Here is a 21202-nt window from a genome sequence, read left to right as displayed (position 1 = left end):
GTTACCCCCAGCCGCCGGCCCTCCCGGCGGGGACTTGCTGAACCGCATGCCTGTACCGCCGCATCACGATCCCGCTGCGCCTGCTCCCACGGGGCTCGGCCGCCGCACCGACACCCTGCTGCGTGGGCTGTTGCTGCTGGTGGCGCTGTACCACGTGGTGTTCGCTGGCTGGCTGGCATACCGCACCGGGCCAGGGTTGGACCGGATGGTGCCGGCCATGGCGGTGCTGCAGGTGCTGCTGTGTGCGCTCTGCCTGGTGGAACACCATGCCGGGCGCAGCGTGCGCGCGGCTACCACCTTCGTGCTGGCGCAACTGCCGCTGCTGATGCTGGCCTATGGCTACTGGGGTCTGGCGGCGCTGATGCGGCTGCAGCTGGGACAGATCGTGCCGATGCTGCTGGTCGCCGCCGTGCTGGGCCACCGCACCCTGAGCTGGGCGGCGGCAGCGCTGTGTGGCCTGCAGCTGCTGGGAGCCTGGGTGGATGCGTCCGGGGCGATGTTCCGCGGTGACCGCCTGCAGCTGGTGGGCACCGACCTCGGCGTGGGCCTGTTCGGCGTGCTGCTCACCGCCTGGCTGCTGCATCACAGCGTGACCGGGCTGCGTGAAAGTCTGCAGATGGCACAGCAGCGCAGCCAGGAGCTGGCGCGCAAGCGCGACGAGCTGCAGGTGGAGATCCAGGAGCGCGAGCGCGCCCGCGACCAGCTGGTGCACGCGATGAAGATGGAGAACGTGGGCCGCCTCGCCAGTGGCATCGCGCACGACTTCAACCATCTGCTGGGGCTGATCCAGATGTATGTGGCCAAGGCCGGGCGCAGCCAGGGCGAACCGCAGCAAGCCGCGTTGAACGGAGCGGATGCGGCGGTGCGCCGGGCCAGCGCGGTCAGCCGCCGGCTGATGGACTTCAGCCGCCTGGAGGCCGCGCGGCCGCAACTGCTGGATGCGGCCGCCACCGTCAACGGCCTCACTCCGCTGCTGGAGCAGATGTTTCCGCGCGGCGTGGACGTGCAGGTGGACACCGGCGGCGTGCAGCGCCTGATCCATTTCGACCCGGCGCAGCTGGAATCGATTCTGCTCAGCCTCGCCGTCAACGCCCAGCAGGCCATGCCCGAAGGTGGCCGCTTCACCTTGGCGCTGCAACCGGCCGAAGGGGACCAGTTGCTGCTGCGGGTGGAAGACACCGGCGTGGGCATGAGCGAAGAGGTGCGAGCGCGTTGCCTGGAGCCGTTCTTCACCACCAAGCCGATCGGGCAGGGCACCGGCCTGGGGCTGGCGGTAACCGTGCGCCTGATCAACGCTGCCGGCGGCTCGGTGCAGGTGCACAGCCAGGCGGGGCAGGGCACCCAGGTGCACCTGCGGTTGCCGTCGCGATCGATCGGGCCGGCAGCGGCGTAACGCTGAGTCCGCGCAGGTCGTCCAGCAGCCGCCTGCCACTGACGTGGAGCGGCGCGCGTTCCAGGTCCAGTTCCGGACGGGTGTCGCCCAGTGGATTGTGCGGATACCAGCCTGGACCGGGTTCGGGCGTGAGCGGGCGCAAGGGCGGCAGCGCGTCCAGCCACCAGGCGGCGACCTTGAAGGCGATGCCATCCACCAGGCGGCCGGACAGCGTGCCGATGGTCGGTTCCAGGTACATCAGCCGAAGTTCCGTCGGCGCGCGCGTACCCAGCGGGACCCGCTGCATGACCTTGTCGGCGATCAGCGTGGCGATCCGCTCGCGATCAGGGCGCGGGTAGGTCTGGGAGGGCTTCAACAAGCCCAGTTCGCGCCGCACCTCACGTCGAAGATGCTTGTGCTCGTCCACGCGTTCCTCCCGCTGCCGGGATACCCGCGTGCGGGTCAGGGTGACATTGCCGCCCACGTACAACGTCGCGTTTTCAATCGTGCTGAGCTGACGCGCGGCCTGCCGCAGGCTGGCCGCGGGCGTGGAGGTGCCCTGAGGCACGGTGAGCGGAATCCACGTGGAAGGGTCTGCAGCGGTAGCCGGATCCATGTCGTACGTCCTTCTGCGAGGGTGGCCCCACACGCTCGGCCAAGCGTGGAACCTCTACAAGAGCCAGTTGCGACATAACCCACTACACTGGGGCCACGTCTGCTCCGGGAACACGGCCCTTGGTCTCAAGCTGGATTCTGCTGCTGGTCTCGGTGGCCTACGCCGCGCTGTTGTTCGGCGTGGCGTGGTGGGGCGACCGGCGGCCGATGTACCCGGATCGCCCGTGGCTGCGCCCGGTGGTCTACAGCCTGGCGTTGGCGGTGTACTGCTCGTCGTGGACCTTCTACGGTGCGGTCGGCACGGCGGTGCGCAACGGCATTGGCTACCTGCCGATCTACCTCGGCCCGCTGCTGATGCTGCTGTTCGGCTGGCGCATCATCGAGCGCCTGGCGCTGATCGCGCGCAGCCAGAACGTGGTCTCCATCGCCGACTTCATCTCCTCGCGCTTCGGCCGTTCGCGGCGGCTGGCCGCGCTGGTCGCCGGCATCGCGCTGATCGGCATCGTGCCGTACCTGGCGCTGCAGTACAAAGCGGTGGCGATGAGCCTGGAAGTGCTGACCGGGCACCACGGTCCCACCGGCTATTTCGAAGACCCGGCGTTGTATGTGGCGCTGCTGATGGCGCTGTTCGCTACTTTGTTCGGCACCCGCCAGATCGATGCCACCGAGCACCACCACGGCATGATGCTGGCCATTGCCTTCGAGTCGATGATCAAGCTGATCGCGATGGTGGCGGTGGGACTGTTTGCCTTCCTCTGGCTCAATGACCGTGGCGAAGCAGTGGTGCGCGGCGCGCATACGCTGTTCACCGGCCTGCCCCCGGTCGGCTTTATCTCGCAGACTCTGCTGGGCTTTCTGGCCATCATCTGCCTGCCACGCCAGTTTCACGTGGCGGTGGTGGAGTGCGCCGATGTCGGCGATGTGCGGCGTGCGCGTTGGATGTTCGGCGGCTACCTGATCATCATCTCCGCGATGGTGATTCCCATCGCCACCGCCGGCGTCTCGCTGTTTGGCAACGGTGGTACGGTCGCCGACGACAGCATGGTGCTGGCCCTGCCCTTGGCCGAAGGCCGCCGCCTGCTGGCGCTGGTGGCCTATGTGGGCGGTTTCTCGGCGGCGACCGGCATGGTCATCGTCACTTCCATCGCCCTGGCCACCATGGTCAGCAACGACCTGGTGATGCCGGTGCTGCTGCGCCGCAGTGGCGACCACCGCGAAGCGGCGGAGGTCGCCTCGCGGGTGTTGTGGATCCGCCGCCTGGCGATTCTGATGCTGGCCTTCGCGGCCTACAGCTACTACCGCGGCAGCAGCAATGACAGCACCCTGGCCTCCTATGGGCTGATGGCCTTTGCCGCCGTGGCGCAGTTCGCGCCGGGCCTGATCGGCGGGCTGTACTGGCGCGGGGCCAGCCGTCGCGGTGTGGAAGCCGGCATCGTGCTGGGCTTCGGCACCTGGATCTATACCCTGCTGCTGCCGGCGCTGACCCATGCCGGCTGGACCGACCCGGCCTGGCTCACCGCCGGTCCCTTCGGCCTGACCTGGCTGCAGCCGCAGCGCCTGTTCGGCATGAGCGGCTGGGACCCGCTGACCCACGGTACGTTCTGGTCATTGCTGATCAACGTCGCGGCGATGGTGCTGGGTTCGGTGCGCTGGCGCCCGGGTGTCGATGAACGCCTGCGCGCCGCGCCGTTCCTCGACCCCTATGCCGAACGTCCGTCGGTGGCCGGTGCCTGGCCTGGCCATGTGCACGTGGGGGACCTGCTGGCGCTGGCCTCGCGGGTGGTGGGCGAGCGCCACGCCCGGCGCGCCTTCTTCGAACAGGCGCAGTCGATGGACCGCGACCTGCAGGCCTCGGCACCAGCAGACCGCGCCTGGGTGCAGTTCACCGAACGCCTGCTGGCCGCATCGATTGGCGCAGCATCGGCACGTCTGCTGCTGACCAGCCTGTTGCGCGGCTCGGGCATGGACCTGGGCGAAGTGGTCGCGGTGCTGGACGAAGCCGGACAGGAGCTGCGCTTCAATCGCGAGATTCTCTCCACCACGCTGGAGAACATCAGCGCCGGGGTCAGCGTGGTTGACCCGGAAATGCGGCTGACGGCCTGGAACCGGCGCTACCAGCAGATGTTCGGCTACCCCGACGGCATGCTGTACGTGGGCCGGCCGGTGGCCGACCTGATCCGCTACAACGCCGAGCGTGGCGAGCTGGGCGAGGGCGACATCGAACTGCAGATCAACCGCCGCATCGGCTACATGCGGGCCGGTTCGCCGCACATCTTCGAGCGCACCCGCAGCGACGGCAAGGTCATCGAAATGCGCGGCCAGGCGCTGCCGGGCGGTGGCTATGTGACCAGCTACAACGACATCACCGACTACAAGCACGCCGAAAAAGCCCTGCTGGAAGCCAACGAGACGTTGGAACAGCGTGTCGCCGAACGCTCGCATGAAGCCGAAGTCGCCCAGCAGTCCAAGACCCGGTTCCTTGCGGCGATCAGCCATGACGTGCTGCAGCCACTCAACGCGGCGCGACTGTTTGCCTCGGCATTGCGCGACAGCCACCACAACAACGACGAGCAGCGCCACCTGGCCGAGCGCGTGGACGCGTCACTGCGCGCAGCCGAGGAACTGCTGGACGGGCTGCTGGACGTGTCGCGCCTGGAAGCCGGTGGCCTGCATCCGGTGGTGGGGGAGTTTGATGTCAGCCTGCTGATGCGCGAATTGGCGGCGCAGTATTCGCCGGTCGCCGCCGGACGTGGCCTGCGCCTGGACCTGTTCGCGCGCCCGGCCTGGGTACGCAGTGATCGCCGCCTGCTGCGCCGTGTGCTGCAGAATTTCCTCGCCAATGCGCTACGCTATACCCGCCAGGGCCGCATCGTCATGGCCGTGCGGCACCGCGGTGACAGCATCGAGCTGCAGGTCTGGGACACCGGCCCGGGCATCCCCGAACACCACATGCAGCAGATTTTCGACGAGTTCCATCGCTACCAGCAGCCCTTCGACTGGGGCGAACAGGGGTTGGGGCTGGGGTTGTCGATCTGCCAGCGCATCTCGCGTCTGCTCGATCACCAGCTCAACGCCCGCAGCCGGGTCGGCAGTGGCAGCATGTTCTCGATCCTGCTGCCACGTGCACCCACCCCGCAGTTGCCGGCCCCAGCGCCGGCCGCCGCAGAGCGCCCGCAGCGTACCGATTCGCTGGCCGGCATGCGCGTGTTGTGCGTCGACAACGACCAGGAAATTCTGGACGGCATGCGCGCGCTGCTCGGGCGCTGGCAGGTTGACGTGATTACCGCCAGCACCGTTGACCAGGCGCTCGATCAGGTGACGTCCTCGCCGGACGTGATGCTGGTGGACTATCACCTGCATGATCGTCTGGACGGCCTGGACGCACTGGTGGCGTTGCGTGAGAAGGCCGGGCGCGACATTCCTGGCGCGTTGCTCACCGCCGACGGTCGCGATGAACTCAAGCGGATGGCCCGCGAGCGCGGCTACCGGCTGCTGACCAAGCCGATCAAGCCCGCGTCGCTGCGGGCGTTCCTCACCGCCCATTCGCGACTGGCCGGCTGATTCGGAGTCGTCTCAGTTCAATCCGGCAGCACTCTGCCTATGCTCCGCGACCAGACCCCGTCGCCTGGAGCCCGCGTGCTTTCCATTCCGTATCGCGCCGTCCTCAACATGCCGTTGCAGTCCGACTGGGCGCTGCCGACCGCCGCCGCGCTGGGCGCGGCGGTCGGAGGCGGCATGGCGGCGGCGCTGCAAGGGATGTCCAACATGCTGCCGGGTGCCACCTTCGGCAGCATGCTCGGGGTGGGCTGGGCCAGCGTGCTGCAGGGCATGGACGAACAGGAGGCACGTCTGCGCGCGCATCACGCGCAGGTTCGCGCATTTGCCGATTACCCTGCGGTGCAGGCGCTGCTGCGCCGGGCGGGAACCAGCGTCGACGATGAGCTGGCGCTGCAGCGGCTGTCCGGCAAGCTGGAGGCTGACTTCGCACGGATGACCGAACGCTTCAACGAATACTGCGTGCTGCGCGATCTGGCTCCCAATCGACTGATCGGCGAGGTCATTCGTCATTTCTATCTGACCCACTGCGCGGATCGCGGCATCGTGCTGCTCAGCAAACGCAACGCCCATGCCTGCTATCTGGTGGCCACAAACACGCGCCATCAAGGTGACATTGCCCAGGCCATGAACCAGGAGGGCGTGGGTGCCGGGACCGCTTTACGCCAGATGCGCTGCCCCTATCTGCGCGTGGATCTGGCCAATGAGCGGCTGTCCGACGCACGTGCCTTCACCACTGAAGTGCGCGACGGCGAATGGCAGGTGCTGCCGGCGGAGCTTCCACCCGGCCAGACAACCCAGACGTTTGCACCAGGACCCCTTGTGCACGCGGTCCGTCGTCGCTGTCCACGTGCGTCCTGCGCGCGCGCCGGGCGACCGGCTTCGTTACCGGAAGCTGCGGTGCCGTCGTCGGGCGATGCGCTGGTCATACAGCGAGGGCCGCTGCTGCGTGCCAAGTTGGCGGCGTTACCGTCCGAATGTCGCACCTGGCGGGAACTGGAGCGGATTGAGCAGGATCTGGCCGCCCACCGACCCTGCGGCCACCTGATCACCTACCAGGGCGAGGAATACCTGGCCAGCGACCTGCATATGGGCGGGCGTCGCTGCCCGGGGCGTAATGCGTGGCGGCTGCTGCACCGACGCATTCCGGGTGGACACGAACTGGTCGACATCGTCGACCCGCACGGTCCGCGTCGTTAGCCGCCTGCGGCGCTCAGATGTTCATACAGAATGGTTGATCCGACGAGGATCAGAATCACGCCACCGACGATCTCGGCGCGCTTGCCGACCAGCTGGCCCAGCGCCCGGCCGAGCATGATCCCGGTGGTGACCATGACCAGCGTGCACAGCCCGATCACCGCCGCCATCACCCCGATATGCACGTTCAGGAAGGCCAGGCCCACGCCGACCGCCATTGCGTCGATGCTGGTGGCGAAGCCGGTCATCGCCAGGTGCCAGAAGCCGTGGTGCTTGTCCGGGTCTTCGTCGGCGTCGTCTCCCTCGGGTTTCACCCCGTTGATGATCATGTGGACACCCAGCGCACCCAGCAGCACGAAGGCAATCCAGTGGTCGAACGCTTCCACGTAGGACGACGCCGCACGGCCCAGCAACCAGCCGATCACCGGGGTGACCGCCTCGATCACGCCAAAGATCAGGCCGGCGCGCAGGGCGTCGACGAACCGCGGCCTGCGCATGGCCGCGCCTTTGCCGATCGCCGCAGCGAAGGCATCGGTGGACATGGCAAAGCCGATCAACAACATCGAAACGGGGGACATCGGGTCACGTGGCAGGTCGGGCATGAGACGGACAACGATCCACGTTCGCGCCCAACCTGACGTTGCGCACGCGGACCGCTGGTCTCGCCAACCATCACAGGCTGCCCGCACCACGGCGCATTGGCCGAGTATGTTGATACGGGCGTTTCCTTCGCAGGAAACAGGCTACTCCCCAAGGGGACGCGAAGCTTAGCACCGCGAACGGCGCTCACGGCCGTAACGGGTGAATTGCGCAGGGCATGCTGCAATGTATAGCGTCGGCTATATCGGTACTGCCGGCCGCTGGCCGGCAACCACGCAAATGCATCATCGCCCGACGTAGTGCCGGGCCATGCCCGGCAACCACGCACACCCAACACCGCGCGAAAAAGCAGCGGGGCAAGCCCCGCTCTACGTCAGTCCTCTTCGGGCGGCAGCACCAGCGGCTCATCATCCAGCGTCAGCTTGCCGGCCATCAGCACCGCCTGGGTGCGGTTGGTCACCCCCAGCTTGCGCAGAATCGCGGTCACATGCGCCTTGATCGTGGCTTCGGAGACGTTGAGGTCGTACGCAATCTGTTTGTTCAACCGCCCCGCGCCGAGCATCTGCAGCACCCGGAACTGCTGCGGGGTGAGTTCGCGCAGACGCTGCCCGACTAGGCGCTCCTCGTGCCCGGTCTCCGGCACGCTGTGCGCTTCCGGCGGAGCCCAGGTTTCGCCATCCAGGATGGTCCCCAGCGCGTGGCCGATCGTGTCCGAATCGGCCGACTTCGGAATGAAGCCGAACGCGCCGTGGTCGAGCGCCCGCCGCATGACGGTAGGCTCCTCGCGTGCGGACACCACCACCACCGGCAGGTGCGGATGCAGGGCGCGCATGTGCACCAGCGCGTTGAAGCCCTGCGCGCCGGGCATGTTCAGATCCATCAGGACCAGGTCGGCGTCGTTGTGTTCGTCAGCCAGGTGGTACAGCGCTTCCACGCTGTCGGCTTCGTACAGTTCAACGCCGGGAATCACCCGCTGCACCGCGCCGCGCAAGGCTTCGCGGAACAGCGGGTGGTCATCGGCAATCAACAAGGTAGGCATGTGGGGGAGCCTGTCTCACTTGACCTTGCGTTCTTCCACCAGCGACGCCACCACCGACGGATCGGCCAGGGTCGAGGTGTCGCCGAGCTGGTCCGGAGCGTTCTCGGCGATCTTGCGCAGAATGCGGCGCATGATCTTGCCCGAGCGCGTCTTCGGCAGGCCGGGGGCCCACTGCAGGTGATCGGGCGCGGCAATCGGCCCGATCTCCTTGCGCACCCACGCCACCAGCTCCTTGTGCAGCTCGTCGCTCGGGGCTTCATCGGCCACCAGGGTCACATAGGCATAGATGCCCTGGCCCTTGATGTCGTGCGGGAAGCCGACCACGGCCGCTTCGGCGACCTTCGGGTGCGAGACCAGCGCGCTTTCCACTTCGGCGGTGCCGATGCGGTGGCCGGAGACGTTGATCACGTCGTCGACGCGACCAGTGATCCAGTAATAGCCATCCTCATCGCGACGGCAGCCGTCACCGGTGAAGTAGCTGCCCGGGTAGGTGCGGAAGTAGGTGTCGATGAAACGCTGGTGGTCACCGTACACGCTGCGCATCTGGCCCGGCCAGGAGTCGCGGATGATCAGGTTGCCTTCGGTGGCCCCTTCCTGGATCTCACCCTCGGCGTTCACCAGCGCCGGCTGCACGCCAAAGAACGGCAGCGTGGCCGAACCCGGCTTGAGGTCGATTGCGCCCGGCAGCGGCGAAATCAGGATGCCGCCGGTTTCGGTCTGCCACCAGGTGTCCACGATCGGGCAGCGGCTGTCGCCGACCACCTCGTAGTACCAGCGCCAGGCTTCCGGATTGATCGGCTCGCCAACGCTGCCGAGCAGGCGCAGCGAGCTGCGCGAGGTGCGCTTCACCGGGGCTTCGCCTTCGCGCATCAACGCGCGGATCGCGGTCGGGGCGGTGTAGAAAATGGTGACCTGGTGCTTGTCGATCACCTGCCAGAAGCGCGACGTATCCGGATAGTTCGGCACGCCTTCGAACATCAGCGAGGTCGCGCCGTTGGCCAGCGGACCGTACACGATGTAGCTGTGGCCGGTAACCCAGCCCACGTCGGCAGTGCACCAGTAAATGTCGTCCTCGCGCAGGTCGAACACCGACTCGTGCGTGTAGGCCGCATACAGCAGGTAGCCGCCGGTGGTGTGCAGCACGCCCTTCGGCTTGCCGGTCGAACCGGAGGTGTACAGGATGAACAGCGGATCTTCCGCGTTCATGCGTTCCGGCTCGCACTGTGCCGGCTGCGGGTCGACCACATCGTGGAACCAGCGGTCGCGCGGAGCCTGCATGTCCACCGCGCCGCCGGTATGGCGCACCACCAGCACCGTTTCCACGGTGGTGGTGCCCGGAATCTTCAGCGCTGCATCGACGTTGGCCTTCAGCGGAATCTTGCGGCCGCCGCGCAGACCTTCGTCGGCGGTGATGATCAGCTTGCTGCCGCAGTCGATCACGCGGTCGGCAATCGAGTTCGGCGCAAAGCCGCCAAACACCACCGAGTGGATCGCGCCGATGCGCGCGCAGGCCAGCATGGCGACGGCGGCGTCGACGATCATCGGCAGGTAGATGGTGACCCGGTCGCCCTTCTTCACGCCGAGGCTGCGCAGCGCGTTGGCCAGGCGGCAGGTGCGCTCGTACAGCTCGCGGTAGGTCACGCCCTTGGCCGGTGCGTCCGGGCTGTCCGGTTCGAACAGCAGCGCGATCTTGTCGCCGCGCGCGTCCAGATGCCGGTCGAGGCAGTTCACGCTGGCGTTGAGCTCGCCATCTTCGAACCACTTGATGCGGAAATCGTCCAGCTGGTAGCTGACGTTCTTGATCGTCTTCGGCGCGGTGTACCAGTCCAGCCGCTGCGCGGCCTTGCCCCAGAACGCGTCCGGGTTCTCCACCGACTCTTTGTAGAGCTGCTGGTAGGTGTTCTTGTCAATGCGCGCCTTGGCGGCAACGTCCGCCTTGACGGGGTAAAGATCAGCCATGGCACCCTCACTTGCACGTGGACTTGGGTTGTGCGTTTGCAGCATAACCCGCGAATGTTCCCTCTCAGTTTGCCGCATCCACCGCACCCCGCGTTACCCCGGCGCTTAGACCTTGGTCGTAAAACACCACATGCCAGGCGGGGCAAGGCTCCTGGCGACCTCCTGCCTTCGACCAATGGCGAATAGCCAGGGTGCGTCAGCCGGCCGCACGCTCGGCTCGACCGTGACCCCACACGCGGCGATCACTTTGCCACCCGGGAGAGAGGGCAACATGAGTACCCGTATGTTGAAGACCGTGCGCAAACCCCTGGCGACCTGCTTGCTGGTCGCTCTGGTTGCGCCCGGCATGGCGTTCGCACAGACCGCCAAAGAGCAGGCACTGGAGGCACGCGTTGCTGAACTGGAGCGCCAGGTGCAGCTGCTGCTGTCTTCGCAGCAACAGCAGCAGACCCAGATCACCCAGACCCAGCAGGACGTCACCGCCGTGCGCACGGTCCAGGCCGAGCAGAAGCCGGCAGTACCGGCCGGCAAGCAGCCGATCCAGGTCACCACCATTACGCCGGGCGCAGCGCCGGGCACCACGGTCAAAATTGGCGGCTTCATCAAGGCCGATTTCCTCGCCACCCAGACCGGCGACGGTCAGCTGGCCGACGACGCCACCGGTCGCGCGCTGTACCTGCCCGGTCAGACCCCGGTCGCCGGTGCTGGCGGCAGTGGCGAGAAGTCGGACGTGGACTTCAACGCCCACGCCAAGTTCTCGCGCTTCAACCTGGGCATCGACAACGTGAGCGAATCGGGCAACAAGGCCGGTGCGTTCTTCGAGATGGACTTCTTTGGCAACTCGCTGGGCAACCAGACCGCCACCAATACCTACGGTGTGACCCTGCGCCACGCCTACATGTACTGGAACAAGTGGCTGGCCGGTCAAACCTGGTCGAACTTCATGGACGCGGCGTCGCTGCCGGAAGCAGCCGACTTCGTCGGTCCCACCGACGGCGTGCTGTTCGTGCGCCAGACCCAGATCCGCTACACCAACGGCGGCTTCAGCATCGCGCTGGAAAACCCGGAAACCACGGTGTTGACCGGCACCCGCAATCCCGTCACCGGGGCATGGACCAATGCGTCCAGCAACTCCGACCGCGGCAGCCTGCCGGACCTGACCGCGCGTTATGGCTGGAAGGGCGACTGGGGCACCTTCGGTGTCGGTGCCATCGTGCGCCAGCTGAAAGTGGACAACCAAGCCACTGGCGCGGACGCCGACAAGATCGGCGGCGGCCTGACTCTGGGCGGCAAGTGGGTGATGGCCGACAGTGACACGCTGCATTACCAGATCAGCGGCGGCGAAGGCATCGCCCGCTATGTCGGTCTGGGCGTCACCGCGGATACCGCCTACGAGGTGGCGAGCGACGAACTCAACCCCACGGGTGTGCTGGCCGGTTATGTCGGTTGGCGGCACGCCTTCACCCCGAAGCTGCGTACCAATCTGATCTACGCCCGCAGTGACTACGACAACGACGGAACCCTCGGCCCGCTGGTGACCAAGAGCGTGCAGAGCATCCGCGGCAACATCTTCTACACGCCGATGCCCAAGGTCGATATCGGTGCGGAGTACATGTATGGCGTGCGCGAGATTGAGGACGGCCGCAAGGGCGACATCAACCGCGTGCAGTTCACTACGAAATACAGTTTCTAAGTGTTTGCCGGGCAAGACCCGGCATTACAAAAAAATGCCGGCGTAACGCCGGCACACCACCATGCTTCGGAGGGGAAGCGTCTCATGACCAGCACACCTACAACCGCGCACGATTCCGCGGGGTCCCTGACCAAGGGCCACAAGAAAGTCATTTTTGCATCGAGCCTCGGCACGGTGTTCGAGTGGTATGACTTCTTCCTTTACGGCTCGCTTGCCGCGATCATCGCCAAGCAGTTCTTCAGTGGCGTCAACGAAACCACGGGCATGATCTTCGCCCTGCTGGCCTTCGCCGCCGGCTTCTTCGTGCGTCCGTTCGGCGCGGCCTTCTTCGGCAGCCTCGGCGACCGCATCGGCCGCAAGTACACCTTCCTGGTCACCATCCTGATCATGGGCATCTCGACCTTCCTGGTCGGTGTGCTGCCCAACTACGCCTCGATCGGCTTCGCCGCACCGGTGATCCTGATCATCCTGCGTCTGGCCCAGGGCCTGGCCATGGGCGGTGAATACGGCGGTGCCGCCACCTACGTGGCCGAGCATGCGCCGGACGACAAGCGCGGCCTGTACACCAGCTTCATCCAGTGCACGGCCACGCTCGGCCTGTTCATGTCGCTGCTGATCATCCTGGCCTGCCGTTACTTCCTGGGCAACGAAGCTTTCGAAGCCTGGGGCTGGCGCATTCCGTTCCTGGTCTCGATCGTGCTGCTGGGCATCTCGGTGTGGATCCGTCTGCAGCTGAGCGAATCGCCGCTGTTCCAGCAGATGAAGGCCGAAGGCAAGGGCTCCAAGACCCCGTTCCGTGACAGCCTCAAGGGCGGCAACCTGAAGCTGATGCTGCTGGTGCTGCTGGGTGCGGCCGCTGGTCAGGCGGTGGTGTGGTACGGCGGTCAGTTCTACGCGCTGTTCTTCCTGAGCAGCATGCTGAAGGTGGAAGCCACCACGTCGTACCTGCTGATTGCCGCTGCACTCGCGCTGGGCGTGCCGTTCTTCATCTTCTTCGGCTGGCTGTCCGACCGCATCGGTCGCAAGAAGATCATCCTGGCCGGCTGTCTGCTGGCGGCCGTCACCTACATTCCGATCTTCAAGGGCCTGACCCACTTCGCCAACCCGGCCATCGAAGAAGCGCGTTCGTCTTCGCCGGCGCTGGTCGTCGCTGATCCGTCCACCTGTTCGTTCCAGTTCGATCCGGTCGGCCTGCGCAAGTTCACCAGCTCCTGCGACGTGGCCACCGCCGCGCTGACCAAGGCCGGTGTGCCGTATGACGTGCAGCCTGCCGCCGCCGGTTCGCTGGCGATGGTGAATGTGGGCAGCGCCAGCGTCACCTCGTACGAGGCCGCCGGCCTGACCAAGGAAGAAGGCAAGGCCAAGGCCGATGCGTTCGGTGCCGAGCTGAAGACCGCGCTGACCAGTGCCGGCTATCCGTCCAAGGCGGATGGTGCCCGTATCAACATCCCCGGCACGATTCTGATGCTGTGGATCCTGGTGCTGTACGTGACCATGGTGTACGGCCCGATTGCCGCCTACCTGGTCGAACTGTTCCCGACCCGCATTCGCTACACCTCGATGTCGCTGCCGTACCATATCGGTAACGGCTGGTTCGGTGGCTTCCTGCCGGCGATCTCGTTCGCGCTGGTGGCCGGCACCGGCAACCTGTACTACGGCCTGTGGTACCCGATCATCATCGCGCTGATGACGGTGGTGGTGGGTGGCCTGTTCCTGAAGGAAACCAAGGATGTGGATATCACCAAGTAAGAACGATCGGTGATGGAAGAACGAAGGGCCGTGGTGCGAACCACGGCCCTTCCTCGTTCGGGTTTCCCGAAGCCACGCAGGGCGTGGCTCTACGCTGGCTCCTGACCGTAGAGCCACGCCCTGCGTGGCTTCGCGGACCCTGACACGCGCATTGCTATATTCCGCCCATGACCGACGCCACCACCCCTCCTGACGCGCTTCCCGCCCTCGTCGCCACCCTGCGCCAGGCGTGGCAGGCCAATCGCCCGTCACTCGACCAGCGCCGCACCGACCTGCTGACACTGCGCACCGCACTCAAAGCGCGCCTTCCGGAAATGGCCGAAGCCATCGCCGCCGACTTCGGCCATCGCTCCCACCACGAATCGCTGATCGCCGACGGCATGACCGTGCTGGGCGAGATCGACCACCTGCTCCAGCTTCTGCGCAGCTACGCAAAGCCGCGGCGAGTCGGGGTCGGCTGGCGGTTCTGGCCGGCCAAGGCGCAGCTGCGTCCGGTCCCACTGGGCGTAATCGGGGTGATCTCGCCCTGGAACTACCCGGTGAACCTCGCCCTGATACCGCTGGCCACCGCCATCGCCGCCGGCAACCACGTGCTGCTCAAACCTTCCGAACACACCCCACGCACCAGCGCCTTCCTGCAGTCACTGCTGGCCGACGTGTTCCCGCCCGAACGCGTGGCGGTGGTGCAGGGCGACGCCGCACTCGCCGCCGCGGTTGCTGGCGCAACGCTCGACCATCTGGTGTTCACCGGCTCCACGGCGGTCGGTCGCAAGGTGATGGCGGCCGCCGCGCCGAACCTCACTCCGCTGACCCTGGAGCTGGGCGGCAAATCCCCGGCCATCGTCTGCAGCGACTACCCGCTGGACAAGGCCGCTTCGCGGCTGGCGACCGGCAAGTGGTTCAACGCCGGCCAGACCTGCATCGCGCCGGATTACGTGCTGATCGACAGCCGCCGCCAGCGTCAGCTGGTGCAGCAGCTGCAAACTCAGGTGCAGGCGCGTTACGGCGACTTCCGCGATCCCTCCGACTACACCCGCATCATCAATGAAGGCCAGTACCAGCGCCTGCAGGGATACCTTGCTCAAGCGCGCGAACGCGGCGTGCCCGTGCTGGAGCTGGCCCACATTGATCGCGACCGCGCAGATCGCGAACGACTGATCGCCCCCACCGTGGTGCTGGACCCGCCCGCCGACCTGGATCTGATGCGTGAGGAAATCTTCGGGCCGATCCTGCCGGTCTGCGCCTACCCGGACCTGGAGGCAGCCATTTCCGACATCCAGACCCGCGACCGCCCGCTGGCCTTGTACGTGTTCAGCGAACGCCGCGAACCGGTCGAGCAAGTCTTGGGGCAGGTGGTGGCCGGTGGCGTCACCGTCAACGACACGCTGCTGCACTTCGCCATCAACGGCCTGCCGTTCGGCGGGGTCGGGCCCAGTGGAATGGGCGCGTACCACGGCCGGGCGGGCTTCGACGCCATGAGCAAGCTGCTGCCGATCCTGTACCAGTCGCGCTGGGCCGCCAGCGACCGGCTGAAGCCGCCGTATTCGAAGATCGCCGGGCTGCTGAAGCTGCTGGTGCGGTAATCCGCTCATCGGAACAAGTCGGGACTTGACTGTATCTCAAATGAGATACAGTCTGACCCAATACCTGCACCGGAAAACCACGATGGCCGCCCAGACCTCCATGCTGCATATCCGAGTGGATGAGAAGCTGAAGGCTGACGCCACCGAAATGCTGGCCAACGTCGGCCTGACCGTTTCCGATGCGGTGCGGATTTTACTCACCCGCATCATCAAGGAAGGCGGGCTGCCGGCAGGACTCACGGCGGACCCGGAAGCCCATGACAAGTGGTTCCGCGCCAAAGTGCAGGAAGCCCTGGCCGATGGCCAACCGACTCTGCCGCACCAGCAGGTAGTGGACGACGCGCAGGCGATGATCGACAGGAAGCGGCGCACTAAAAGCTGAGTGGTAGTGCGGGCCGCTGGCCGGCTCCTTGCATTGCCGGCACCATGCGGATGCCGGCCAGCGGCCGGCACTACCGGTAGAATGCCCCCATGAAAATCGCCTCCTGGAACGTCAATTCGCTCAACGTGCGCCTGCCGCACCTGGAACAGTGGCTTACCACCTTCGCCCCGGATGTCGTCGGCATCCAGGAAACGAAGATGGAAGACCACAAGTTCCCCGACGCCGTACTGGCCGGGCTCGGCTACCGCAGCGTGTTTGCCGGGCAGAAGACCTACAACGGGGTGGCGCTGCTGTCGCGCGAGCCGGCGCAGGATGTGCAGATCGGTATTCCCGGCTTCGAAGATGAGCAGAAGCGCGCCATTGCCGGCACCGTCAACGGCGTACGCATCATCAACCTGTACGTGGTCAACGGCCAGGACGTCGGCACCGACAAGTACGAGTACAAGCTGCGCTGGCTGGAAGCCGTGCATGCCTGGGTGGCCGACGAACTGAAGAAGTACCCGGAGCTGATCGTGATGGGCGACTTCAACATTGCCCCGGAAGGCCGCGATACCCACGACCCGCTGGTGTGGAACGAGAACCACATTCTCACTTCCACCGCCGAGCGCGGTGCGCTGCACAAGCTGCAGCAGCTGGGTCTGCATGATGCCTTCCGTCTGCACAACGATGAGGACGGGGTGTTCAGCTGGTGGGATTACCGGGCTGCGGGTTTCCGCCGCAATCTGGGTCTGCGCATTGATCTGACCCTGGTGTCCGACGCGCTCAAGGCGCGTGCGGTGGCGGCCGGGATCGATCGCGAGCCGCGTACCTGGGACCGGCCGAGCGATCATGCGCCGGCATGGGTGCAGTTGGGTTGAAATGAAAAGACCCGGCGGTGAGCCGGGTCCAAGAGGTGCGTGATCGGCGTAACGACCAACGGTCGTTACCTACCGGATGCTCTTTCTGGTGAAGAGATTCACTATGGCCAGCAGGATCACCGCGCCGATCAATGAGAACAGGAACGTGCGGATGGTGATCGCTTCGTTGATGCCACCGCCGAACAGCCAGCCGGCGAGCAATGCGCCGACAATGCCGACCACGATGTTGAGGATGATGCCCTGCTGTGCATCGCGGCGCATGATGATGCTGGCCAGCCAGCCCACCACGCCACCCACGATCAGCCAGATGATGATGCCCATGATCTTGACTCCCGGTTTGTCGGTGCGACGGCGCAAGTTGACGGCAGATGCCGTGAAGTTGCCGTGCAATCGCACCCACAACGCATTCGCATGAGCTTGCCGGCCACTCTCGAAGGGCCGTGGCGCTTCGGCCCGGTCACGGTCTGGAAGCTGCCGCACGTACACGGCACCCGCGGCGAGCCGCAGGCGCGCGTCCTGCTGGCCGAACAGCTGGGCGGCCAGCCGGAAGACCTGCCGCTGCTGCGCGACGAGCGCGGCCGGCCGGAACTGGACGGCCGTCTGGCCCACCTCGGCACCGGCTGGAGCCACAGCCACGGCCTGCTGCTGGTGGCGCTGGGCGAAGGGGTCAGGCTGGGCGTGGACCTGGAGCCGCTGCGACCCCGCCCGCGCATGCGCGAAATCACCGAACGCTTCTTCCATCCGGCCGAGGTCGAATGGCTGCTCGGTCTGGACGACGCCGGCCTGAACCACTGGTTCTTCCGGGTCTGGTGCGCCAAGGAAGCCCTGCTCAAGGCGCAGGGGCAGGGCATCTCGTTCGGCCTGCACCGGCTGCAGTTGGCAGCGGCGGCCGATGGAACCCTGCATCTGGCCTGGTGCGACCCGGAACTGGGCCCGGCCAGCCGCTGGCACCTGCACGAGTGGCAGGCTGCTCCGGACTTCCGCGCCGCGCTGGCCTGGTACGCGCGCTGAGCGCGGCCGGCATCCGGGCAATCCCTGCGATAATGCCGGCATGACCGCACACATTCTTTCCCCCGGCGTGGCCGACGCGCTTGCGCGTGGCCTGGCCGCGATGCAGCTTGACGCCGCCCTGGCCGCGCCGTTGCTGCAGTACCTGACCCTGCTCAACCGCTGGAACAAGACCTACAACCTGACCGCCATCCGCGACCCGCTGGAGATGGTCACCCGCCACCTGCTCGACTCGCTGGCGATGCAGCCGCACCTGGAGCGCGGCACCCTGGCCGACCTCGGCACCGGTCCCGGGCTGCCCGGCATTCCACTGGCCATCGCCCGCCCGCAGCTGCAGGTCACCCTGGTGGAAAGCAACGGCAAGAAGGCGCGCTTCATGCGCGAGGCCGTGCGCCAGCTCGGGCTGACCAATGCCCGCGTGGCCGAATCGCGCGCCGAGGCGCTGGACGAACCGGGCGCATATGACAACCTGACCGCGCGCGCCATGGACACCCTGGCCGGCATCATCGAGGTCGGAGGGCACCTGCTGCGCCCCGGTGGCCGGCTGCTGGCCATGAAAGGCGTTTACCCCCACGATGAGATCGCCCAGCTGCCGGCCGGCTGGACCGTGGAAACCGTGCTGCCGCTGCATGTGCCGGGCCTGACCGGCGAGCGTCACCTGGTCGTGGTGGCCGGTCCGTGAGCCGCCGTCGGGCGGGTCGCAAAGCCCTTCCGGCGCATCTCACAGTGCATGACACGCCCCTTATACGCATAATGACCAGTCCCACTCCCTGCCGATGAGGCTCACCCGCATGGCCCGCATCATCGCCATCGCCAACCAGAAAGGTGGCGTCGGCAAGACCACGACCGCCGTCAATCTGGCCGCTGCCCTGGCTGCTGCGCCCAAGCGCGTGCTGCTGGTCGACCTCGATTCGCAGGGCAACGCAACCATGGGCAGTGGCGTGGACAAGCGCGAAGTGGTCGCGTCCACCTGCGACCTGCTGCTGGGTGAAGTCACCGCCGAACAGGTGCGGGTCACTGCGCCGGAAGGCTACGACCTGCTGCCGGGCAACATCGACCTGACCGCCGCCGAGATCCAGCTGATGGACCAGGGCGAGCGCGAGCAGCGCCTCAAGCGTGCCTTGGCTCCAATCCGCGACCAGTACGACTTCATCCTGATCGACTGCCCGCCGGCACTGTCGCTGCTGACCCTGAATGCCCTGGCCGCTGCCGATTCGGTGATCGTGCCGATGCAGTGCGAGTACTACGCGCTGGAAGGCCTGAGCGCGCTGGTGGAAACCATCGAAGCGCTGCGTGCCAGTCTCAATCCCACGCTGGAAATCGAAGGCGTGCTGCGCACCATGTTCGACGTGCGCAACAACCTGGCCAATGCCGTCTCGGCCGAGCTCACCGACCACTTCGGTGATCGCGTGTTCCGCACCATCGTGCCGCGCAACGTGCGCCTGGCCGAAGCGCCCAGCCATGGGCAGAGCATCGTCGGCTACGACCGCGCCTCGCGCGGCGGCGTCGCCTACCTCGGGTTGGCCGGCGAGATCATCCGCCGCAACCACCAACGCAACACGGCCGGCACGGCCATGGAGACCGCCTGATGACCAGCAAGCCCGCCCTCGGCAAGAAACGCGGCCTCGGCCGTGGCCTCGACGCCCTGCTCGGGCCCAAGGGCGCGGTGACCCAGGTGCAGCAGGCCACGGCCGTGGTCGAACCGCTTCCGGGTGAGGTGCTGCGCAAGCTGCCGGTGAAGCAGCTGCAGCCCGGCAAGTACCAGCCGCGCCGCGAGATGGACCCGACCAAGCTCGACGAGCTGGCCGAGTCGATCAAGGCACAGGGCGTGATCCAGCCGATACTGGTGCGCCAGCTGGCGGCTGACAGCTACGAGATCGTCGCCGGTGAACGCCGCTGGCGCGCCTCGCAGCTGGCCGGGCTGGACGAAGTGCCGGTGGTGGTGCGCGAGCTGGAAGACCGCACCGTCATTGCGATGGCGCTGATCGAGAACATCCAGCGCGAAGACCTCAACCCGCTGGAAGAGGCCGAAGCGCTGCAGCGTCTGATCTCCGAATTCACCCTGACCCATGCCGAAGCTGCACAGGCCGTCGGCCGTTCGCGCGCGGCGGTGTCCAACCTGCTGCGCCTGCTGGAACTGCCGGTCGCCATCCGGGTGCTGCTGGAAAGCCGCCGCCTGGAAATGGGTCACGCCCGCGCATTACTGACCCTGGCTCCGGAACTGGCCAGCAAGCTTGCCCAGGAGGCGGCTGACCAGGGCTGGTCGGTGCGTGAGGTTGAACACCGCGCCCAGCAGTTTGCCGCCGGCAAGGTGCCCGGCAACCTGCGCAAGAAGCCCAGCCCGGGTGCCCCGCAGGCCGACATCGCCTCGCTGGAAACCGAACTGTCAGAATCGCTCGGCGCACGCGTGGCGATCAACCACGGCCGTGGTGGCAAGGGCAAGCTGATCATCCACTACACCGACCTGGATACCCTGGACGGCGTGCTGGAAAAGCTGCGCGCGCGGAAGGGCTGACCCCTCCCGGTGTCACGACCAACGGTCGTGACCTACCACCCGACGTAGGACACCACCCCATGACCATCCTCGTTACCGGTGCTGCCGGCTTCATTGGTGCCAACACCTGCCGGGCGCTGGTCGAGCGGGGCCAGCCCGTAGTCGGGCTGGACAACTACAACGATTACTACGACCCGCAGATCAAGCGCGACCGCGTGGCCGCGCTGTGCCCGGATGTGGATATCCGCGCGCTGGACCTGACCGACCGTGAGGGGCTGGCCGCGCTGTTTGAAGAGGTGCAGCCCACCGCGGTGATCCACCTGGCCGCCCAGGCCGGTGTGCGCTACTCCCTGCAGAACCCGCACGCCTACGTGGACAGCAACCTGGCCGGGTTCGTCAACATGCTCGAGCTGTGCCGCCACCGTGGCGTGCAGCACCTGGTGTATGCCTCCAGCAGCTCCGTGTATGGCGACTCGGCCACCCCGCCGTTCTCCGAAGACCAGCGCATTGACCGCCCGCGCTCGCTGTACGCGGCGACCAAGGCCGCCAACGAACTGATGGCCTACACCTATGCCCAGCTGTATGGGCTGCGTGCCACCGGCCTGCGCTTCTTCACCGTGTACGGGCCCTGGGGTCGCCCGGACATGGCCCCGTTGCTGTTCTCGCGCGCGGTGCTGGCCGGCCGGCCGATCGAGGTCTTCAACGACGGGAAGATGCAGCGCGATTTCACACACGTTTCCGACATCGTGAGCGGTATCCTCGGCGCGCTGGCGCATCCGTCCAGCGAGGACGTTCCGCACCGTGTCTTCAATCTCGGCAACCACACTCCGATCGAGCTGGAGCAGTTCATCGGCATCATCGAGGCCGCCGCCGGACGCCCGGCGCACAAGGTCTACAAGCCGATGCAGCCCGGCGACATGGTCCGCACCATGGCCGACACGCGTCGTGCGCATGACGCTTTTGGCTATGAACCGGCCACGCCCATCGAGCGCGGATTGCCGCCCGTGGTCGACTGGTGCCGCGATTATTTCGGCGACCGCGCCTGATTCCCGCTCGGGTATTCATCTTCGGATAACGTTGCCTACGGAGAATGCGCGGA

At 66.5% G+C, this 21202-nt stretch carries 18 protein-coding genes and 1 riboswitch; of the genes, 13 read left to right on the top strand and 5 right to left on the bottom strand.

Translation table 11 applies throughout. The features are described 5' to 3' along the window. Positions 1–46 precede the first annotated feature (46 nt). The gene (locus PDM29_RS06730; protein ID WP_311193093.1) at positions 47–1393 is read left to right on the top strand and encodes a sensor histidine kinase; all 1347 of its coding nucleotides are present in this window, start codon (positions 47–49) and stop codon (positions 1391–1393) included. On the opposite strand, the gene PDM29_RS06725 is transcribed toward PDM29_RS06730, so the two are convergent. Beyond that, the gene (locus tag PDM29_RS06725; RefSeq protein WP_311193092.1) at positions 1290–1988 is read right to left on the bottom strand and encodes a hypothetical protein; all 699 of its coding nucleotides are present in this window, start codon (positions 1986–1988) and stop codon (positions 1290–1292) included. The two genes, PDM29_RS06730 and PDM29_RS06725, sit on opposite strands and share 104 nt — an antisense overlap. A gap of 119 nt (positions 1989–2107) precedes the next feature. Between PDM29_RS06725 and PDM29_RS06720 the strand changes: the two genes are divergently transcribed. Both PDM29_RS06720 and PDM29_RS06715 read left to right on the top strand, forming a co-directional pair. After that, positions 2108–5548 (top strand): hybrid sensor histidine kinase/response regulator, encoded by a 3441-nt coding sequence (locus PDM29_RS06720; protein ID WP_311193091.1) that lies wholly within the window; start codon positions 2108–2110, stop codon positions 5546–5548. A gap of 75 nt (positions 5549–5623) precedes the next feature. Continuing rightward, positions 5624–6742 carry a hypothetical protein gene (locus PDM29_RS06715; protein WP_311193090.1) on the top strand — a complete coding sequence of 373 codons (1119 nt, stop codon included), beginning with the start codon at positions 5624–5626 and terminating at the stop codon, positions 6740–6742. Here PDM29_RS06715 and mntP read toward each other — a convergent pair. The 3 genes from mntP to acs all read right to left on the bottom strand — a co-directional run bounded on the left by mntP (position 6739) and on the right by acs (position 10337). Next, positions 6739–7317 (bottom strand): manganese efflux pump MntP, encoded by a 579-nt coding sequence (gene mntP, locus PDM29_RS06710; protein WP_311193089.1) that lies wholly within the window; start codon positions 7315–7317, stop codon positions 6739–6741. The two genes, PDM29_RS06715 and mntP, sit on opposite strands and share 4 nt — an antisense overlap. A gap of 10 nt (positions 7318–7327) precedes the next feature. Beyond that, positions 7328–7497, bottom strand: a riboswitch (yybP-ykoY riboswitch). Between the two features lie 215 nt (positions 7498–7712). Continuing rightward, complete coding sequence (locus PDM29_RS06705; protein ID WP_311193088.1) at positions 7713–8378, bottom strand: response regulator transcription factor; 666 nt, start codon at positions 8376–8378, stop codon at positions 7713–7715. A gap of 15 nt (positions 8379–8393) precedes the next feature. Beyond that, complete coding sequence (acs, locus tag PDM29_RS06700; RefSeq protein WP_311193087.1) at positions 8394–10337, bottom strand: acetate--CoA ligase; 1944 nt, start codon at positions 10335–10337, stop codon at positions 8394–8396. A 271-nt stretch (positions 10338–10608) separates the two neighbouring features. On the opposite strand from acs, the gene PDM29_RS06695 reads away from it, so the two are divergent. From PDM29_RS06695 to xth, 5 genes are all read left to right on the top strand, one after another. Beyond that, positions 10609–12030, top strand: coding sequence for a DcaP family trimeric outer membrane transporter (locus tag PDM29_RS06695; protein WP_311193086.1), 1422 nt, complete (start codon positions 10609–10611; stop codon positions 12028–12030). A gap of 84 nt (positions 12031–12114) precedes the next feature. Further along, positions 12115–13779: an MFS transporter gene (locus PDM29_RS06690; RefSeq protein WP_311193085.1), complete on the top strand. Its 1665-nt coding sequence runs from the start codon at positions 12115–12117 to the stop codon at positions 13777–13779. 167 nt (positions 13780–13946) lie between these two features. Further along, the gene (locus PDM29_RS06685; protein ID WP_311193084.1) at positions 13947–15362 is read left to right on the top strand and encodes a coniferyl aldehyde dehydrogenase; all 1416 of its coding nucleotides are present in this window, start codon (positions 13947–13949) and stop codon (positions 15360–15362) included. 82 nt (positions 15363–15444) lie between these two features. After that, a complete protein-coding gene (locus PDM29_RS06680; protein WP_311193083.1) occupies positions 15445–15744 on the top strand; it encodes a type II toxin-antitoxin system RelB/DinJ family antitoxin in 300 nt (99 codons plus the stop codon). A gap of 89 nt (positions 15745–15833) precedes the next feature. Continuing rightward, the gene (gene xth / locus PDM29_RS06675; protein WP_311193082.1) at positions 15834–16601 is read left to right on the top strand and encodes an exodeoxyribonuclease III; all 768 of its coding nucleotides are present in this window, start codon (positions 15834–15836) and stop codon (positions 16599–16601) included. Positions 16602–16670: 69 nt separating this feature from the next. Here xth and PDM29_RS06670 read toward each other — a convergent pair whose 3' ends face one another. Further along, positions 16671–16922 carry a GlsB/YeaQ/YmgE family stress response membrane protein gene (locus PDM29_RS06670; protein ID WP_311193732.1) on the bottom strand — a complete coding sequence of 84 codons (252 nt, stop codon included), beginning with the start codon at positions 16920–16922 and terminating at the stop codon, positions 16671–16673. 90 nt (positions 16923–17012) lie between these two features. On the opposite strand from PDM29_RS06670, the gene PDM29_RS06665 reads away from it, so the two are divergent. The 5 genes from PDM29_RS06665 to PDM29_RS06645 all read left to right on the top strand — a co-directional run bounded on the left by PDM29_RS06665 (position 17013) and on the right by PDM29_RS06645 (position 21149). Beyond that, positions 17013–17612 (top strand): 4'-phosphopantetheinyl transferase family protein, encoded by a 600-nt coding sequence (locus tag PDM29_RS06665; RefSeq protein WP_311193081.1) that lies wholly within the window; start codon positions 17013–17015, stop codon positions 17610–17612. Between the two features lie 40 nt (positions 17613–17652). Continuing rightward, positions 17653–18291 (top strand): 16S rRNA (guanine(527)-N(7))-methyltransferase RsmG, encoded by a 639-nt coding sequence (gene rsmG, locus PDM29_RS06660; RefSeq protein WP_311193080.1) that lies wholly within the window; start codon positions 17653–17655, stop codon positions 18289–18291. 109 nt (positions 18292–18400) lie between these two features. After that, the gene (locus PDM29_RS06655) at positions 18401–19198 is read left to right on the top strand and encodes a ParA family protein (protein ID WP_311193079.1); all 798 of its coding nucleotides are present in this window, start codon (positions 18401–18403) and stop codon (positions 19196–19198) included. Next, the gene (locus PDM29_RS06650; RefSeq protein ID WP_311193078.1) at positions 19198–20124 is read left to right on the top strand and encodes a ParB/RepB/Spo0J family partition protein; all 927 of its coding nucleotides are present in this window, start codon (positions 19198–19200) and stop codon (positions 20122–20124) included. The genes PDM29_RS06655 and PDM29_RS06650 overlap by 1 nt, the downstream gene beginning before the upstream one ends. Before the next feature lie 59 nt (positions 20125–20183). After that, a complete protein-coding gene (locus PDM29_RS06645) occupies positions 20184–21149 on the top strand; it encodes an NAD-dependent epimerase/dehydratase family protein (RefSeq protein ID WP_311193077.1) in 966 nt (321 codons plus the stop codon). The last annotated feature ends 53 nt before the right edge of the window (positions 21150–21202 follow it).

The organism is Stenotrophomonas oahuensis (assembly GCF_031834595.1).
Taxonomy (GTDB): Bacteria; Pseudomonadota; Gammaproteobacteria; order Xanthomonadales; family Xanthomonadaceae; genus Stenotrophomonas; species Stenotrophomonas oahuensis.
This window is presented reverse-complemented; position numbering and strand designations above follow the sequence as displayed.

Excerpts from the sequence above, each read along its gene's own strand:
- PDM29_RS06725 (WP_311193092.1), bottom strand. The coding sequence starts at position 1,988 with ATGGATCCGGCTACCGCTGCAGACCCTTCCACGTGGATTCCGCTCACC.
- PDM29_RS06685 (WP_311193084.1), top strand. The coding sequence starts at position 13,947 with ATGACCGACGCCACCACCCCTCCTGACGCGCTTCCCGCCCTCGTCGCC.
- PDM29_RS06645 (WP_311193077.1), top strand. The coding sequence starts at position 20,184 with ATGACCATCCTCGTTACCGGTGCTGCCGGCTTCATTGGTGCCAACACC.
- PDM29_RS06690 (WP_311193085.1), top strand. The coding sequence starts at position 12,115 with ATGACCAGCACACCTACAACCGCGCACGATTCCGCGGGGTCCCTGACC.
- PDM29_RS06680 (WP_311193083.1), top strand. The coding sequence starts at position 15,445 with ATGGCCGCCCAGACCTCCATGCTGCATATCCGAGTGGATGAGAAGCTG.
- acs (WP_311193087.1), bottom strand. The coding sequence starts at position 10,337 with ATGGCTGATCTTTACCCCGTCAAGGCGGACGTTGCCGCCAAGGCGCGC.
- mntP (WP_311193089.1), bottom strand. The coding sequence starts at position 7,317 with ATGTCCCCCGTTTCGATGTTGTTGATCGGCTTTGCCATGTCCACCGAT.
- PDM29_RS06730 (WP_311193093.1), top strand. The coding sequence starts at position 47 with ATGCCTGTACCGCCGCATCACGATCCCGCTGCGCCTGCTCCCACGGGG.
- PDM29_RS06695 (WP_311193086.1), top strand. The coding sequence starts at position 10,609 with ATGAGTACCCGTATGTTGAAGACCGTGCGCAAACCCCTGGCGACCTGC.
- PDM29_RS06670 (WP_311193732.1), bottom strand. The coding sequence starts at position 16,922 with ATGGGCATCATCATCTGGCTGATCGTGGGTGGCGTGGTGGGCTGGCTG.
- PDM29_RS06655 (WP_311193079.1), top strand. The coding sequence starts at position 18,401 with ATGGCCCGCATCATCGCCATCGCCAACCAGAAAGGTGGCGTCGGCAAG.
- xth (WP_311193082.1), top strand. The coding sequence starts at position 15,834 with ATGAAAATCGCCTCCTGGAACGTCAATTCGCTCAACGTGCGCCTGCCG.
- rsmG (WP_311193080.1), top strand. The coding sequence starts at position 17,653 with ATGACCGCACACATTCTTTCCCCCGGCGTGGCCGACGCGCTTGCGCGT.
- PDM29_RS06650 (WP_311193078.1), top strand. The coding sequence starts at position 19,198 with ATGACCAGCAAGCCCGCCCTCGGCAAGAAACGCGGCCTCGGCCGTGGC.
- PDM29_RS06665 (WP_311193081.1), top strand. The coding sequence starts at position 17,013 with ATGAGCTTGCCGGCCACTCTCGAAGGGCCGTGGCGCTTCGGCCCGGTC.
- PDM29_RS06705 (WP_311193088.1), bottom strand. The coding sequence starts at position 8,378 with ATGCCTACCTTGTTGATTGCCGATGACCACCCGCTGTTCCGCGAAGCC.